Origin of the sequence: Lysinibacillus sp. PWR01 (assembly GCF_043359455.1) — a bacterium.
In the GTDB taxonomy this organism is placed as follows: domain Bacteria; phylum Bacillota; class Bacilli; order Bacillales_A; family Planococcaceae; genus Lysinibacillus; species Lysinibacillus fusiformis_F.
This window is the reverse complement of sequence record NZ_JBHERJ010000047.1, coordinates 303,095-319,405: the sequence shown is the minus strand read 5'-3', so window position 1 is coordinate 319,405 and position 16,311 is coordinate 303,095. Positions and strand designations below refer to the sequence as shown.

The 16,311-nt window shown below is 36.4% G+C and carries 15 protein-coding genes; 8 read left to right on the top strand and 7 right to left on the bottom strand.

What is annotated here, in order from left to right; genetic code table 11:
* Positions 1–4: 4 nt before the first annotated feature.
* From ACEVFT_RS08935 to ACEVFT_RS08920, 4 genes are read right to left on the bottom strand one after another with little or no spacing between them, the layout of a single operon-like run.
* A complete protein-coding gene (locus ACEVFT_RS08935) occupies positions 5–1,210 on the bottom strand; it encodes a type II secretion system F family protein (protein ID WP_393949284.1) in 1,206 nt (401 codons plus the stop codon).
* On the bottom strand, positions 1,207–2,253 hold the full coding sequence (locus tag ACEVFT_RS08930; protein ID WP_205442089.1) for a type IV pilus twitching motility protein PilT: 1,047 nt from the start codon (positions 2,251–2,253) through the stop codon (positions 1,207–1,209). The genes ACEVFT_RS08935 and ACEVFT_RS08930 overlap by 4 nt, the downstream gene beginning before the upstream one ends.
* Before the next feature lie 11 nt (positions 2,254–2,264).
* Complete coding sequence (locus tag ACEVFT_RS08925; protein ID WP_205442088.1) at positions 2,265–3,935, bottom strand: GspE/PulE family protein; 1,671 nt, start codon at positions 3,933–3,935, stop codon at positions 2,265–2,267.
* 17 nt (positions 3,936–3,952) lie between these two features.
* On the bottom strand, positions 3,953–5,251 hold the full coding sequence (locus ACEVFT_RS08920) for a G5 domain-containing protein (protein WP_393949282.1): 1,299 nt from the start codon (positions 5,249–5,251) through the stop codon (positions 3,953–3,955).
* A gap of 405 nt (positions 5,252–5,656) precedes the next feature.
* On the opposite strand from ACEVFT_RS08920, the gene ACEVFT_RS08915 reads away from it, so the two are divergent.
* The 3 genes from ACEVFT_RS08915 to ACEVFT_RS08905 are packed head-to-tail and all read left to right on the top strand — an operon-like array spanning position 5,657 to position 8,211.
* Positions 5,657–6,082 (top strand): type IV pilus modification PilV family protein, encoded by a 426-nt coding sequence (locus tag ACEVFT_RS08915; RefSeq protein ID WP_279494293.1) that lies wholly within the window; start codon positions 5,657–5,659, stop codon positions 6,080–6,082.
* A gap of 5 nt (positions 6,083–6,087) precedes the next feature.
* A complete protein-coding gene (locus tag ACEVFT_RS08910) occupies positions 6,088–6,531 on the top strand; it encodes a prepilin-type N-terminal cleavage/methylation domain-containing protein (protein WP_279494292.1) in 444 nt (147 codons plus the stop codon).
* A gap of 21 nt (positions 6,532–6,552) precedes the next feature.
* Positions 6,553–8,211, top strand: coding sequence for a pilus assembly PilX N-terminal domain-containing protein (locus ACEVFT_RS08905; protein ID WP_393949280.1), 1,659 nt, complete (start codon positions 6,553–6,555; stop codon positions 8,209–8,211).
* A gap of 42 nt (positions 8,212–8,253) precedes the next feature.
* Here the strand turns inward: ACEVFT_RS08905 and ACEVFT_RS08900 are convergent, their stop codons facing one another.
* Together ACEVFT_RS08900 and ACEVFT_RS08895 are read right to left on the bottom strand one after the other, a co-directional pair.
* Positions 8,254–10,341 (bottom strand): DUF2339 domain-containing protein, encoded by a 2,088-nt coding sequence (locus ACEVFT_RS08900; protein ID WP_393949278.1) that lies wholly within the window; start codon positions 10,339–10,341, stop codon positions 8,254–8,256.
* 81 nt (positions 10,342–10,422) lie between these two features.
* Positions 10,423–10,674: a phage holin gene (locus ACEVFT_RS08895; protein WP_016991985.1), complete on the bottom strand. Its 252-nt coding sequence runs from the start codon at positions 10,672–10,674 to the stop codon at positions 10,423–10,425.
* 154 nt (positions 10,675–10,828) lie between these two features.
* Here ACEVFT_RS08895 and ACEVFT_RS08890 point away from each other — a divergent pair, with 154 nt between their 5' ends.
* From ACEVFT_RS08890 to ACEVFT_RS08870, 5 genes are all read left to right on the top strand, one after another.
* Positions 10,829–11,914 (top strand): acyltransferase family protein, encoded by a 1,086-nt coding sequence (locus ACEVFT_RS08890; protein WP_393949276.1) that lies wholly within the window; start codon positions 10,829–10,831, stop codon positions 11,912–11,914.
* A gap of 116 nt (positions 11,915–12,030) precedes the next feature.
* Complete coding sequence (locus tag ACEVFT_RS08885; RefSeq protein WP_342534125.1) at positions 12,031–12,393, top strand: GntR family transcriptional regulator; 363 nt, start codon at positions 12,031–12,033, stop codon at positions 12,391–12,393.
* Entirely contained in the window at positions 12,394–13,257 is an 864-nt protein-coding gene (locus ACEVFT_RS08880; protein ID WP_393949274.1) for an ABC transporter ATP-binding protein, read from the top strand.
* Complete coding sequence (locus tag ACEVFT_RS08875) at positions 13,254–13,949, top strand: hypothetical protein (protein WP_393949273.1); 696 nt, start codon at positions 13,254–13,256, stop codon at positions 13,947–13,949. The genes ACEVFT_RS08880 and ACEVFT_RS08875 overlap by 4 nt, the downstream gene beginning before the upstream one ends.
* A 26-nt stretch (positions 13,950–13,975) precedes the next feature.
* A complete protein-coding gene (locus ACEVFT_RS08870; RefSeq protein ID WP_205442079.1) occupies positions 13,976–14,707 on the top strand; it encodes a CPBP family intramembrane glutamic endopeptidase in 732 nt (243 codons plus the stop codon).
* Between the two features lie 15 nt (positions 14,708–14,722).
* Here ACEVFT_RS08870 and ACEVFT_RS08865 read toward each other — a convergent pair whose 3' ends face one another.
* Positions 14,723–16,078 (bottom strand): YjiH family protein, encoded by a 1,356-nt coding sequence (locus ACEVFT_RS08865; protein ID WP_205442078.1) that lies wholly within the window; start codon positions 16,076–16,078, stop codon positions 14,723–14,725.
* Positions 16,079–16,311 lie beyond the last annotated feature (233 nt).

The following is a 16,311-nucleotide window of genomic DNA, read 5'->3' as shown; positions in this document are numbered from 1 at the left end:
TATTTCACAGATTTTCATATAGTTGGAACATTGGTAAGAATATAGCCGCTACAATTACTCCTACAACTAGGGCCAACACCACTATCATTAAAGGCTCGATAAGTGACTTCATTGTATCGACGGCACGGTTTACTTCTTCTTCATAAAAATCAGCAATCTTTTCAAGCATGTAATCCAAGGACCCTGTTTTCTCACCAATTGATGTCATTTGTGTAACAAGTGGTGGAAATAGCCAGCTTTTTTCAAGTGGCTCTGATAATGTGCCGCCCTTTTCTAAATTATCGCGGGCTTCCAGTACTACTTTACCCATTACTGGATTACCACCAACCTTTTCGACAATTGTTAAGGCTTGTAGAATTGGCACGGAGCTACTAAAGAGTGTCGACAAAGTTCTTGTCATTCTCGCGATAATATCCTTTTGCAACAGCTGTCCAAAGATTGGCATACGCAGTAAAAATACATTGACGGCATAATGAAACTCTTTATTATTTTTATAGAAATAGTGTAAGCCCACTACTAACACCAATAGTCCCAAAATCACAAGGTACCAAAATTGAATGAGCCAATCACTAATACCTACTACAATGACCGTTATTAATGGCATTTCCAAATTCATTTCTTTAAATGCATCCATAAAGGTTGGCACAATGAAAACCATTAAAAACATACCAACCACTAGTGTTAAAAGTGATAAAATCGCTGGATAGGTCATGGCAGATTGAATTTTTTTCTTAATGTTATATTGCTTTTCTAGTGTGCTTGCAAGGCGATCTAATGTATCATCGACGTTTCCTGTAGCCTCACCAGCACGCATCATATTGACAAATAGCAATGGGAACACTTTTGGGTGTTTGCCTGCCGCATCTGAAAATGCCATCCCATTTCGAATATCCTCTTCAACCTGCATCAATGCTCGCTTCAGTGGTTTACTCTGCGTTTGCTCACCCAAAATATGGGTTGCTTCAACGACAGGAACGCCAGCACGAATTAATGTCGCATATTGCCGACAATAAATAACAAATTCCTGGTGCTTTACTTTTGTCCCAAAAGCAATATCTTTATGTAAAATGCTATTTGATTCTTGAAGTTCTCGTGCATTAATTCCTTGTGCTCGAAGCTTTTCCATGGCTACCTTTTTATTTGGTGCCTCGATAATGCCCTTTTTAGGTGCTCCTGTTTTGGTACGACCACTATAACGAAATATCGTCAACTATAATCACCAGCGTTCATATATGGTCGTGCATCCTCAAGTGAAATCTTACCTGTCGTAATTAAGTGTTGCATCGAATATTCCAACGTGTGCATACCTAATGCTTTACTTGTCTGCATCACACTTGGAATTTGATGGATTTTTTCATTACGAATTAAATTCGAGATGGCAGGTGCCTGTACTAAAATTTCTGTCGCCGCAATACGCCCTTTTACATCCTTACGTACAAATAAACGCTGAGAAACAATACCTTGCAGTACATTCGCAAGCTGCACACGAATTTGACTTTGCTGATGTGGTGGAAATACGTCTATAATACGGTCGATCGTTGTTGGTGCACTACTTGTATGAAGTGTAGCCATGACTAAATGCCCTGTTTCAGCAGCCGTAATAGCCGTTGAAATGGTTTCGTAATCTCGCATCTCACCGACTAAAATAATATCTGGGTCCTGACGTAGTGATGCACGTAAACCATTTGCAAAGCTCATCGTATCGACACCAATCTCACGCTGATTGATGACAGATTTCTTATGTGTATGCAAGTATTCGATTGGATCCTCTAACGTAATAATATGTTTTGATCTCGTTTCATTAATATGATCAATCATTGCTGCCAAGGTAGTTGATTTCCCTGAGCCTGTTGGGCCAGTCACTAAAATTAAGCCTTGTGGTTTTTCCGCAAGCTTATATAACACTTGTGGCATATTGAGCGCTTCAATAGAAGGAATTTTAGCCTCAATTAAACGAGCCGCAATCGTTACTTCATTTCGCTGATGATATGCGTTGACACGGAATCGACATTTCCCAGGCAATGAAAAGTTAAAGTCCGTTTCTCCTTTGTCCTCAAACTCCTGTTGTTTATGGACAGGGAGAATGACCTTTACCATTTCCTTTAAATCTTCTGTTTCTAGCGGCACTGTGCCATAATGCTCCAGTTGCCCATGAATACGATATACTGGTGGAATATCTTTTGTTAGATGTAGATCCGATGCTTTCTCTTCAAATGCACGTGTTAATAATTCAACGATTGAATATGCTGTCATTTCTTTCACCCCTAGTCTGCACTTGCAACACGTAATATTTCTGATGTGGTTGTTTTGCCAGCTACAACCTTTAGTAATCCATCTACTAATAAGGTATGGAAGCCTTTCTCATTCATATAATCACGTAGAACGCTATCACCAACACGATTTAAAATCATATCCTTTATTTGGCGATCAACAGGGAGGATTTCATGAATCGCCATACGCCCTCGGTAGCCTGTATGGTTGCAGGCAGGACATCCACGACCTTTTTTTCCATGCGTTACGCCCTCCACCCCATTTTCTTCAAGTATTTCAAGTTCACGAGAAGTGAATACATATGGCTCAGCACAATCACGACAAACTTTACGTACAAGACGTTGCGCCATGATTCCTACAAGGGAAGAGGATAGTAGAAATGGCTCAATTCCCATATCATGTAGTCTTGAAATAGATTCTATGGCACTATTAGTGTGCAGCGTACTTAACACTAGATGGCCTGTTAGTGAAGCACGAATAGCAATTTGAGCTGTTTCAAGGTCACGAATTTCCCCCACCATCACAATGTCAGGATCCTGTCGTAAAATCGATCGTAAACCTACCGCAAATGTTAAGCCGACTTCCTCTTTTACTTGTATCTGGTTGATACCATCTAATTGATATTCCACTGGGTCCTCAACCGTAATAATATTGACGCCTTCTTCATTTAAATGAGAAAGTGCCGCATATAAAGTAGAGGACTTCCCTGAGCCTGTTGGACCAGTAATCAACATCATACCGTTTGGATGGGCTATCATTTTCCTAAAAAGTGCCTCATTACTTGCACTAAAGCCTAATTTATCAATATCATTGGCTGAATTGGTTAAATCTAAAATACGCATAACAACCTTTTCACCATAGACTGTTGGTAATGTGGCTAAACGTATATCGACAGGTCTAAAATTAACATTGGTTTTAATACGTCCATCCTGTGGGATACGATTTTCTGTAATATTTAAATTCCCCATAATTTTAATACGAGCCAATACGACATTTTGCATATGCTTGGGCAAGGATCGTTCAGTACGAAGCACACCATCTACTCGATAGCGGACACGTAGCTCTGTCTCTTGTGGATCAAAATGGATATCACTTGCGCGCTGTGCGACACCATTGGCAATTATTTGATTCACTAAACGAACAATAGGTGAATCCTCATTCTCAATTTCGTCTTGTGTTTCCGTACTTGTGGCAGCCAAATCCAACATGGCCGCATCCATTGATTCCTGCAAATCATAGTATTTTGTTATCGTCCGATATAAATCATCTTTTGCTGCAATACTTGTCTCGATTTGACAGCCCGTCGTCATACGAACTTCCTCAATGGCGAAATAATCCATCGGGTCTTCCATTGCAATAAACAATTTATTTTTTTCTTTGCGAATCGGCATAATATTTGTCCGCTTCGCAAGCTCTGCAGGAATTAGCTGTAATAATTCGGGACTAATTGAAAACTGATTCAAGCTGATATGAGGAATACCCAGCTGGAATTCTAAGACCTCAATAAGCTGCTGCTCTGTTAGGAAGTTTTCTTTAATAAGGAAATCTCCAAGCTTCTCATTTTTCATCTTAGTAGTTAATGCGTACTCTAGCTGGTCAGCTGTGATAACACCTGATTCAACCAGTAAATCCCCTAAACGTTTACGCCCTGGCTTCATTGCCATAAACATACCTCCAATCGTTATGGACTTGTTTGTACAAAATTACCACCCTTGTCATAGTAGCCATAGACAATTTCTGGTCCATCTTCTTCCTTTGTTTCCTCTGGTGTTGAAGGTTTCACGTCAGGCAAGCCATTGCCATCTAAATCCACTTCTAAATCAGGATCTGATGTTCCTGCCCCAACGTTTTGAGTAGGTGTTGTGATCGTAACAGGCTCCTGCGATGAACGCGTAACAATTCGATTTTGAGGTGCATAATAATCTCTACTAATGAATTGTTCTTCTGTTGCTCCGTTCTCTACAATGGAACGATACACTTCCACTCTTGAACCCTCCTTACCCTCTTGCTCCACTCGTTCTTGTCCAGCTTTTAAATCCTCCGAATAGCGATAAATAATTCGTGGCTTCACGATTTTATCCTTGCTGACGCGAACTGTAATGTCCTTGTCTTTCGCTGCTGCAAAAACTTCTATCTTTAATTGATTACCTTCCATAGATGCTTTCATTTTACCAAGCTGTTCGGAACGATTAATAAATTGTAAGTCTTTTACTAATGCTGCATTGATATCCGCTTCAATTCCCTGCTGTAAATAGCTTGGATTGATTTCCTGAGAATGTCTTTCAAGAATTTCGTAATCTGTTTGAAGAATGACACTATATAGGATAGACGCGACAAAATCTAAACCTGCATCATTGACAACCCCAGCCTGTTCACCTAAAAGTGTAAGCAACGAGATTGATTGATTTGGAACAAGATTAACATCATTTAATAACGGAATGATTTTCGCTACCCCTTGACTATTTGCTGGTAGCTCGGCAATCTGAAAGGCAATCCTTTCCTCGGTTTGCATGGAATCTTCATTGATAACGGCTTCAACCTTATGCTCCTTCAAATAGCTGGCCTGTAAGATTAATTTCTGAAGTGTTTTATCTGTATCCCAAATACCTGCTTCATCTATTTGCTGTGTAATTACTTCATTAACGGTAACAGGAATGGGAATATGAACAATTTTCTCTTTTTGCCAAAATGCATACCAAGGCTTTTTTGTCAGCGTTCCGTACTGAGCAATAGCTGAAGATGTATCAAAAACAAATTGTTTTGGGTCAATGGTTTTGGAAATGCCCTCACTAACAACTTCCATTTCCCCACCTTGCCATTCTGAGATTGCATTTTGTAAAGTTGTGGCTAAATCTGATGTTTTTACATCATTGATCTCAATACCTCCAATGGTGGAAGATTCGGGACCTTCTTTAGCAAAAACTGTGTCATTTAGCACAAATGATGGAATAAAAAATCCCACAATTAGAACAATTACCAAAAACAAGCTAATTATTTTTATGTATGTTTTCATCCACATCATCCTTTATTTTACTTAGTGGTTTTTCTATTTATATACAAATGATACTACAACTATGGTATTCTGACACTACCAAAATGCAACTTTGTTCCGTCATTTCTTTTAACGATTACACAGAAATTCAAAAATTCTTCAATACTTAGTTAAAAAGAACTACCGATAAATCTAAATATTATTAGATGCAAGTTTGGGATTTGTTATAATATCCTTGATAGTCATTTTTATCTAGTTTTAAATAATAAGTTTACTTTAATAAATCAAGAGCAAGAGAATGAAAAGAAACATTTAAATAAAAAAATTTGATTGAGCTTGCTGAATAAATCTAAGTTAAAAAATTATAAATTATGGCTAATTTAGGAGGAAATCATGAAAAAGACTAGTCTTATAAATCAAGATTGTGGCCTAACATTAATTGAAGTTATTGCCTCAATCGTATTAATCTCTGTTATCCTTTTAAGTTTTATGGGGATGTTTTTACAAACTAGCAAAACCACAGCAACCTCAGATGATATTGTAAATGCTACATATATTGCGCAAAAAGAGATGGAAAGTATTTATAAATATCGAACTGCACTTACACGTGAAGCTTTAATTGACGAGTTAAATAAGCAAAGTACAATTCCTTATGTAGCTACTAATGAGGATACTTGGTTAAAGCAAGACAACACTATACTCATCTATTTAACACTGAAAAAACCTGACGATTTAGGATTAACTCCTATTATTATAAAAGTATTAGAAAGTGGAAAAGAAAAAAGTAAAATAGAAAATAGATATAAATTAGGGGGCTAATAAAAATGCAAATAAAACAGCAACAGGGCTTTACTTTAGCTGAAGTATTAGCCGTCGTAGTTATTGTCAGCATTATCTCCGTTCTTCTATTTAGTATATTAAGTTCCAGTACATCAACACACCAAAAACAAGCTAAAAAAAATAAAAATTTACAGGATACCTCTTACGCCCTAAAATTAGTTACCAAGGATTTTAGGAAAGCAACGCAATTTGATGATGCTACTGATACATTCACTACTAGAGATGGACAACAAACATACACCCTTTTGAATAATACAATTACCCGAAATGGGGAGATTATTGCAAATAATATTAAAGAATTTAAACTAGAGGCTAAAAAAGATACTCCTGTTGTTCTAACCATAAAAATTGTAAATACATCTGATAAAGAAATAAATGCAGAATTAACTTCACGTGGTATCAAAATGCCTGATAAGGAAGAAAACTAGTTAAACAAGGTGGGAAGTTTTATGAGGAAAATAAAAATATTCGTATTGAAAAATGAAAATGGCTATACTTTTCTACTTGTTTTTTTTACCATTATTTTAATATCGGTATTAGGTTTAAGTATTCTAAAAGTTTCCAGTAATACTTTAAAAACCTCTGCTCATGAACGAGACGATCAATCAGTTTACTATATTGCAGAGGCTGGATTAAATTATGGGCGTGAGCATACACGTAAAAATTTTGAAATTGCTGAAAGTTTAGCGACTACAGAGTATCAAACAAAAAAAATTGCTTATGAAAAAAAGCTACTTCCTAACCCTCCAGATTTTAGTGAAATTATAAAAAATAAATTAAAAGACTTAGGATACCCTACTACAGATAAGGATGAAGGAATACCAATAGAATTAGAAAAAAGATTTAGAGATGATTTTAAAACACCTACATTTGAAGACCAATTTAAACATACTCCTAAAGCAAGTGTACTTCTTACACTAAAAAATGCGGCTAGCCTTCAATATATAATTGAGTCGGAGGGTGAGTTTGAAGGAACATCTATAAACAGAACATTACAACAAAGTATAGCAGTGAAATTAAACTATTCAGATGATAATGAAGACATAGACGACGGTAGTTCACCTAATGAAGGTTCAAATAGCGGATCAAATAACGATGGTCATTTTGTTCCAAATGAATATACTGTACAAACAAAAGGCGATATTATTCTAAATGGTGGTGGTAAAATTAATGGTAATGTAGCAAGTGCTAACGGAACAATAACGTTAACAGGTGGAGCCTCTATAACAGGTAATATAGGTATTTCTCCGGATAAATTAATTGTCGATAATGAAGGCCTTCATAAACACAAAGATCAAATAACAGAACATCAAGACTTTCCAACTGGCAATTTACTAGCACCTTTTCCAGATGATAAAATGAATAATCTATCGCAATTGAGTTTTCCTCCTAATCAAGTGGTTACAGCAAATTCTAGTAAAACTAATGTTATTAATAATGGTAATTTCCAAGCAACTAACTGGATAACAGATAATTACACACTTAATTTAACTGGAGACACACATTTTAAAGAATTTAAAGTTGCTGAAAACAATACTATTACCATCAATGTTGGTGATACGGATAAAGATCTTTATATTGAAAATCTAAATATTTTACAGGGACATATTAAAATCATCGGTACAGGAAAGCTGAATATTTATGTGAAAGACTCACTCTATATTAAAGGCTCCTTTAACGATGGCGGTGATGTTAGTCAAATTAATTTTTTATATAGTGGCTCTAAATCGTTAGCGCTTACAGATGAAACAAAGCTTAATGGCTCTCTTTATGCAAAAGACGCGGATTTATCATTTACAGGCGGTGTTGGTGTAAAAGGAAATATCTATTCTGGTGGAAATAACATTACATTTAATGGTGGTTTTAATTCAGAAGGGCAGCATATTATTGCACCGAATGCCGATGTGAAAGTAGTGGCAGGCGCACATATTAAAGGGGCAATTGTTGCAGATAGAATTATTGTAGATGGTGGTGCTTCCATCACCTTTAGCGAAAGTAATGCTTCAAACGGAAATGGCGGAAACGATAACAACAATCAACCAAACGTACCTCCTGCTCCATCTCCACCTAAGGTAGATATCACAGAAGATATTATACTAGAAATATAAATTAGCACATGGACAATAATTATTGTCCATGTGCTTTTCCATTTACTCATTTTTCCTCAACAACCTACCCGACAACAGCATGCCAATACCACCAATGGTAATAAATAGAATAGCTCTAATCAATAAATCAAGGGCAGATAAGTCAAAGAAAATTAGCTTAATAAATGCGATGACTAAAATAATAAAGCCTGTTGTGCGCAGTGTTTTTAAATGATGTGTGGAACTAATCCATAGTGAGACACTGGCTGTTAAGAATAATGTAATGGTTGCAAGGGCGATGCTTAGCTTCCAATCAAGCACGTTATTATACGTGAATTGATGGATTAGCCCCCATATTGAAATCATCGTGAGCACGATACCACCGCTTACAATGGCGTCCACATATTTCCCTAGACGATCCTCGTACAATCGATAAATAATTCCTTTTACAAGCACATCCACGATGATTGCTACAATGACTGCTATATAAATTAATCTAGTAATACTATTGAAGCTTTCCAGCATTGACAGTCTCGTGCCAATCATCAAGGAGACTAGTAGGAAAAATGCGCCGAGAACTGGCGTTAAAGCACGTCCTTTATAGGTTTCCTCTACAAATAGAGAGCCCGTAAATAAGGCAGCTAATACGATACACACCATGTATGGAATGTCATTTGTTGCTGCAAAATAAACGGTATCTAGTTTGCTAATATAGGCTAAGAAATAGCCAGTTGTGACCACTGCTAAAATATCAATCACATACAAATCCTTCATGACCTTTTCAAAAGGTGAGAGTGTCTCTTTTGGACGTCTTGCATATAAATAAATAATGATGAAATAGATGATTGGCATAAATAAGCTTAAATGATCTATGCTGAAAAATGGACTTGGTTCATGAAAGAAGAAGTTTAGTGTAAATGTGATCACAAGAGAAAGCGAAGTGACAACCTTCATTATACTTGCACGTATTCGCAAGCTCATCATCACGCCTGCAAATGCGATGAGTGGATACAATAAATCATCCACTTTATTCGGTATGTTCAATAGCAGTATCATATTGCAGAAGGTGATAAACGCAAGTGTCACAGCACTATCCAATACTTCCTGCCATTTCTGACGATAGCTATAAAACGCTAGTGCTCCAAATAAAACCATTAAGATAAGGAGTAGCATTTCTCCATTTTCAAGAGAACGAATGATCAGGTTCAGCAGTAATAAACTAAATGAGCCTAAAGAAAATTGGACGCCGATGTGAAGCGGCTTCCATTTTGATTGTGCATTATACAGTAGGCACCAAATTGCATAAAAGATTGCTAAAATTGCAATCAAACCAAGTGCGAAAACTACTTGCTGATCACTATTCATAAACGCTACAACACTCACTGCTAGCACCGAAAAGAATGTGGCAATATAAAGGGCTAGCTTTTGCTTGTGCTGATAAATGACCCATTGCAATGCAGCAAACAAGACGATCACAAATAGTAAGATAATGACGGCACTAAAATCCATATATTCTAGTAAATAAGGCAGTAATAACGACGTAAAGGCAACAAAAACAGTTAGTGCTTCATTTTTCTTCAAATAGCTAATGGCGATACCATAGGCTATATAAAGTAGCGTAATGCCTAGTGCTGGGGTAAGACCAATGATTTCGTATAAAATGGCACTCGCTGCAGTTGTTAAAATACCAACAATAAATGCCCCACCGTATAAAGAGATCGTTATCGCCGTTGAGCCTACTTTTCTACGTTCTAGTGCATAGGCTATAACCGCTAACCCTACCGATAGTGCATAGGCAAGGATGATTTTCACGCCATTCGATAAATAACCATAATCACTTACAAGTTTTAGACCCCAAAGTACGCCCATTACTAAAATAACCATGAATACTTTTGGAAGTGCCCACATAACACGTTCCTCCATCGATGGCTGTGGTTGCACTTCTTTTTCCGTTACTTTAGTCGGGATAGGCTTCGACTCCAGTACTGGTTTTGGTTTTATTGGTTCTGATTGCTTGATCATCGACTGTCTGGCATCAAGAGTATTTATTTTTTCAGCGCTTTGTGAGCCTTTTAATAAAGACAACTCCTGACGTAAATCTGCCATTTCCTCCTCAAGCTTAGCAATTCTTCGCTCCAATTCAACAGACATTCAATCATCCTCCCCACTTTATCAATTTTCTAACAGTATAACATATTTATCCTTATTGTAAAATTACACTTTTTGTTTATTTTATCTCGGTCTCCGATACATTAAGGCACGCTCACTATCACTGGTGCCCCGTGTGGTTGGATCTACAATGACACCCATTAACACAAGAATGGATAAAACTGTATTTAAAATAGATGACATTTGCTCACTCATCACCCCTGTAAAATCATAGCCAAAAATCGCTGCTACTTGTTGTGCGAGTAAGAGTAACAATGAAAATAGCCCTAGTAAAAATGGAATATGTTGAAGACGAACCTTCCAATTGATTCTCATAAAAGCTCACCTCCCCCCCTCTTGCCACAGTATATGCATAATGGTTATGTGACACATATGCAAAAATGGAACTCTCGCTATGTTACTAGGATTTTTTAATAATATTTTGTGATGCAAACTATTTTCAGACGTTGAAAGAAAGACAGGTTTTATCATGAATGACATGTTCATATATTTAGTTAGGTTGCATCGCTGTAGCGAGATGCCCACCAATTTACTGAAAATGAGGGTGATGGAGATGGTGTATGAGTGGAACGCAGTAAGGGTAATGGCTTGCTTAAGTATTGTGTTATTACATGCTACAACCAATATTGAAATTATGAATGGCTATATAGAACAGCCATACTACCAGTTTTTTAGATTATTGTTATGTTTCGCTACACCGACTTTTATCTTATTATCCATTTTAATATTAGCGAAACGCTATCAACACCAGCTTCCTCCCCATTTTTTATGGCGTCGTTTTCAGTTTATTGTCATACCGTTTGTAGCAGCTGGCATTTTATATGCCGCTAACGCAGCCTTTCATTATGATGAAAGCTTTTGGGATGCATTATATCGACATATTGTGTTAGGAGATTTTTCAGGTTGGTTTGTCATGACTATCTTTCAGCTCTATATACTCTTTTTTTTAGTCAAAAAATTTCAGCTATCTAGCATCTGGTTCACGCCTATTATGTTTTTGCTTGGTATTTTCTATATGACACTGGCAAATGTAAAGATAGATTATTTCATCCAGAATGAACATTTTATGCGCCTACTTTTTGTGGGCTGGCTCCCTTATTTTGCACTAGCCTATATGATGGGCAGTCATTATGAAAAAATCGCCCATTATCTCGTCCGATATAAATTTTTCACAGTTCTAGCTGCCCTACTTGCAATGGCGATTTTATATACAAATTATTATTCAGGTGCCCAACAGATTACATCAAGAAGAATTGATATGATGCTATTCGTATTGGCGATGACGTTTTGCATCCTAGCATTTGCACAAATTTTGCCCAAACTCCCTTTTATCCCTATTTTAAGTCGCTATTCCTTTGGGATCTTTTTAATTCACTGGCTAATTCAAGAATATATAGCACCCTATAGCGCATTACTACCCAGTACCTTCCTTCAAGTCACTTCTCTTTTTTTATCCAGTTTACTTGTCTGTATGTTGCTCATCAAAATCATTTCTTTTATTCCTTTCAGTGCCTATCTGATAGGAAAATCTCATCAAAAGCCCTCTCAAGAATGAGAAGGCTTTTTTGATGATTGTGTACAGATTTTTTTTGCCAAGTGATTGACAGTTGACGCCATAAGTTATATGGTTAGTTACACAAGTAATTAACCAACTAACAAGTGAGGTGGATTGTGATTCATTCTTTAAATAACGAAAAGCCTATTTTCCAACAAATTCGCGAAAGAATAGAAGATGCCATTCTAGATGGACAGCTACAGCCTGAAGATCGCATTCCATCTACGAATGAATTTGCCAAAGAATATCAGATTAATCCTGCAACTGCTGGGAAAGGCGTGAATGAATTAGTGGATAAGGGTGTCATTTATAAAAAGAGGGGTGTCGGCATGTTTGTACATGAGGGCGCCAAAGATATTTTAATTACTGAGCGTAAAGCAAGCTTCTTCCAGCAACATATTGAACCATTGAAAAAAGAAGCGAGACGTCTAGGCATTTCAGATGAAGAGTTACAACAACTACTACAAGGAGGATCATGAATGAAAATCAATGTGAACCATGTCACGAAAACCTATAAGCATAAATCAGCCTTGAAAAATGTCACTTTCACTATGGAGGGTCCAAAAATTATTGGCTTTTTAGGCCATAACGGAGCTGGCAAAACGACTTTTTTAAATCTATTATCAGGACTCATCACTACAACAAGCGGTGAAATTTTAGTTAACGGAGAAAATGTTTTCAATGCCCCTTCTACATTACGTGATATTTGCTTTATCGCTGAAAGTGGCAATTTTCAAGAAGAAATGACCATTGCCCAAACATTAAAGGCCAATCGCTTCTTTTATCCAAAATGGGATGAAGAGCTAGCTCATGAACTGCTACAAGTATTTGCCCTGAATCCAAAAGATAAAGTGCGGAATCTTTCAAAAGGAATGGTATCTGCACTTGGAATTATTACGGGCTTTGCGAGTTGTACATCCATTACTATCTTTGATGAACCGTATATCGGTTTAGACGTAGCTGCACGTAATATGTTTTATGATTTGTTAATTGAGCAGCAAACAGAAAATCCACGATTATTTATTTTATCCACACATTTAATTGATGAGGCGAGCGAGCTATTTGAGGAAATTTTTATTCTACATGAGGGCAAGCTTTTGCTCCAAAAGACCACTGATGAATGGCGAGAGCATATTGTGGCTGTAAAAGGCAATGCCTCAGATGTTGCTGTAGCAATTGGCGATTTACAAGTAATCTATCAGCATACATTTATGCAAGAAATGACAGCTGTTGTTTTTGCAAATGGTCAATCCATAGAAGGTCAAAACATCTCGATTGAATCTGTTTCTCTTCAAGATATGCTTGTCTATTTAAGTAAACAGAAAGTGAGGTCTGGGCGATGAACACAATGAGCGGCAGTTTTTATATCTTATTTCAAAGCTATAAGAAGCAAAATATTATTTTTTGGAGCATTTTATTTTCTATCGTGCTTTTGTCATTTTTCTTAGATGCATTTTTTGGTCAATATGTATCTTTTGCTATGACTATTTCGATTCCAGTCTATATTTTTTACAGTACGATGGCAACAAAGCTTCTAAATAAAACCTTACCCTATTTTTTAAAGCTAGGATTAAGTCGCCAGCAATATATGTTATATGTCGGACTATTTTTCATTAGCTGGAGTCTAATCGGTGCCTTCATTATTGCGAGTGCACATCAAATCATTTCCTATGTTTCTACGCTATTCAATATCAAGAATATTATAATTATCCACCCTATCCTATTTTTTGATATCACCCATTCATTTTTACAAACCGTAGTATTGGATACGGTCTTACTACTATTTTGTCTTAGTTCTGGCCTTCTCCTTAACGTTGTTTTTTATCGCTTAGGCATACTTGGTGGCTATAGCTTAATTGGTTTACTAGCATTGATTCCTATATTAATGGTGATCTTTGAATGGTATTCTCCGTTGTATGAGCTTTTAGCCCAATCATCCATATTAGGTATTTTAGGTAGCCTGTTTATTTTTAGTATCTTACTCTATTTAGTTATTGCAGCTAACATGCGAAAGGTTTCTGTGAATCCTGTATAAATACAGAAAAGGAAGAAGGTAATAGAATGAACAAAAATGTGCTGATGAAAATAATTGCCTTAGAGTTTCTGCTCATATTTTTCTATGTTTTAAACGGTGCCTTTGTTTCCATTAAACAACCTACAAGCCCTTTTCTACAGTTTGCACTGTTAATCCCATTCGCATTGGGTCTCTTCATATATACAGGAATGAAAAAGAACTGGCAAAAATATTTCTTTCTTCCTATTAAAAAGAATCATTTCTTCATCACCTTACCGCTCCTTATTATTTTATGTATCATTTTAGTGAGTACAAAAGGATTGAATATGACATCTATTAGTGATTTCATTGTCATGTTTATCATGCAAATCTTCATTGTAGCGTTTATAGAGGAGACTGTATTTAGAGGCATTATGCTACGAATGCTATTAACAAAAGGAACATTCACTGCTGTCTGGGTTTCTAGTATATTGTTTGGCATCACACATGCGCTACAATTACTAGGTGGTCAATCTCTAGAAGATACGATTGTTCAAATCATCTATGCCCTTTTAGTTGGCCTTGTTCTAGCATTGCTTGTATTAGATGGTCAGTCGATTATCGTGACGATTCTTTTCCATGGCTTGAATAATTTTTTCAATTTTATGGGGAATATGGAAGGCTCCATGTTAAGTGCCTATCTTATCATTTTTGTGCTCTTTATCTATATGCTTCTGTTATGGAAACGTGTAAAGAAAACCAATCACAATCCGTTTACGAAAAATGCCAAGTCCATTTAAGACTTGGCATTTTAGTTAGAAAAGTAAATGACCAACCAATGCGGCAATTGGAAGAGAAATGAGCGTACGTAGTATAAATAAGACGACTAAATCGAAAAACTTCAATGGAATTTTTGTACCTAAAATAAGTCCACCTACCTCAGACATATAGATCAGCTGTGACACAGAAACAACAGCAATGACAAATCTAGTAACATCCGATTCAATGCCCGCACCTAAAATAGAAGGTAGAAACATATCGGCAAAGCCAACAACCATTGTTTGCGCTGCTTCAGCGGCTTCAGGCAAGCCAAGTACGGTTAAAATTGGCTCAAACGGCTTTCCTAAAATCGCAAAAATACTTGTAAATTCAGCAAGCATTAAGGCAATTGTCCCAAAAGCCATAACGATAGGCGCAACACCTACCCATAAATCAATTACGTTTCTAGAGCCATCTTTTAAAAATTTTCGAGGATCACGATTTGCATGCGCAATAGCAAGTGCATTTTCTAAGCCATGTGAGACGGAATTATAGCCCTCAGGTAATTTCTCACGTGAATAATCTACTGGTGTCCCATCTATATACGTATCCTCCTTCTTCGCAAGTGGATAGATTCGAGGCATAATAATGGCTAATACAATTCCACAAAGGACTACTGTCAAATAATAAGGAATAAAATAGCGTGCCAAATGTACCGTATCCAATACAACGATACAGAATGTGATAGACACTACCGAGAAACTTGTAGCAATAATCGCAGCTTCTTTTTTTGTGTAGTTCCCCATCTCATATTGTTTACTTGTCATTAACACACCTATTGTGCCATCGCCAACCCATGACGTAAGAGCATCAATTGATGAACGTCCTGGACTTTTAAAAAGAGGTCGCATAATTTTCACCATCATTGTCCCGAAAAATTCAAGTAAACCGAAGTTTGTTAAAAATGGTAAAAGAAAACCTGCAAACAAAAAAATGGTAAACAAAAACGTCACAAGTCCCCCATTTGGATCCATTAGGAGTCCACCCGTATTTTCATTATTGATGGCAGAAGGTCCAAAATTGAAGACCACCATTGAAGCAAAGACTAAACCGATAAAACGAGTAATTGTCCAAAACCAATTAACATAAAACAATGTATCTAAAATACTAGGTTCTTTCGCATTTTTACGAGGTATAAATTTCGCTATAAGTGCACCAATTGCAGATATTGCAAACATTATAATTGTAAAATAACTAATGACTGGAGCCACATTACCCGCTAAAATATTGGCTAAAATGGCAATAGGCACTTTCCAGCCCTCTACCGTTAAAATGGGGGTCATAAATAGGAAGATACCAATTAAAGAAGGAATAATGAAATAAAAATATGTAGAAACAGAATATTTTTTCATTTTTTATAAAGCCTCATCTCTATTAATCTCAATAATTTATGTATTTTTCATTACAACAATTCGAATAGTGTTTATAAGAAGCATTTATTTGTCCATCGTTGTACTACTATACAAACAAATATATGTTGTTTTCATTCACTACCTCATTCCTCCTTCTGTTATAGAACGTTTTTAAAAGCTTTGAAGTATGGAGCATTAAACAGAAAAACACTCAAATTATTCATGTTTTTATA

Coding starts and splice junctions, on each gene's coding strand:
- ACEVFT_RS08870 (WP_205442079.1), top strand. CDS start 13,976: ATGAACAAAAATGTGCTGATGAAAATAATTGCCTTAGAGTTTCTGCTC.
- ACEVFT_RS08890 (WP_393949276.1), top strand. CDS start 10,829: ATGAATGACATGTTCATATATTTAGTTAGGTTGCATCGCTGTAGCGAG.
- ACEVFT_RS08875 (WP_393949273.1), top strand. CDS start 13,254: ATGAACACAATGAGCGGCAGTTTTTATATCTTATTTCAAAGCTATAAG.
- ACEVFT_RS08880 (WP_393949274.1), top strand. CDS start 12,394: ATGAAAATCAATGTGAACCATGTCACGAAAACCTATAAGCATAAATCA.
- ACEVFT_RS08905 (WP_393949280.1), top strand. CDS start 6,553: ATGAGGAAAATAAAAATATTCGTATTGAAAAATGAAAATGGCTATACT.
- ACEVFT_RS08895 (WP_016991985.1), bottom strand. CDS start 10,674: ATGAGAATCAATTGGAAGGTTCGTCTTCAACATATTCCATTTTTACTA.
- ACEVFT_RS08915 (WP_279494293.1), top strand. CDS start 5,657: ATGAAAAAGACTAGTCTTATAAATCAAGATTGTGGCCTAACATTAATT.
- ACEVFT_RS08930 (WP_205442089.1), bottom strand. CDS start 2,253: ATGACAGCATATTCAATCGTTGAATTATTAACACGTGCATTTGAAGAG.
- ACEVFT_RS08925 (WP_205442088.1), bottom strand. CDS start 3,935: ATGGCAATGAAGCCAGGGCGTAAACGTTTAGGGGATTTACTGGTTGAA.
- ACEVFT_RS08865 (WP_205442078.1), bottom strand. CDS start 16,078: ATGAAAAAATATTCTGTTTCTACATATTTTTATTTCATTATTCCTTCT.
- ACEVFT_RS08910 (WP_279494292.1), top strand. CDS start 6,088: ATGCAAATAAAACAGCAACAGGGCTTTACTTTAGCTGAAGTATTAGCC.
- ACEVFT_RS08900 (WP_393949278.1), bottom strand. CDS start 10,341: ATGTCTGTTGAATTGGAGCGAAGAATTGCTAAGCTTGAGGAGGAAATG.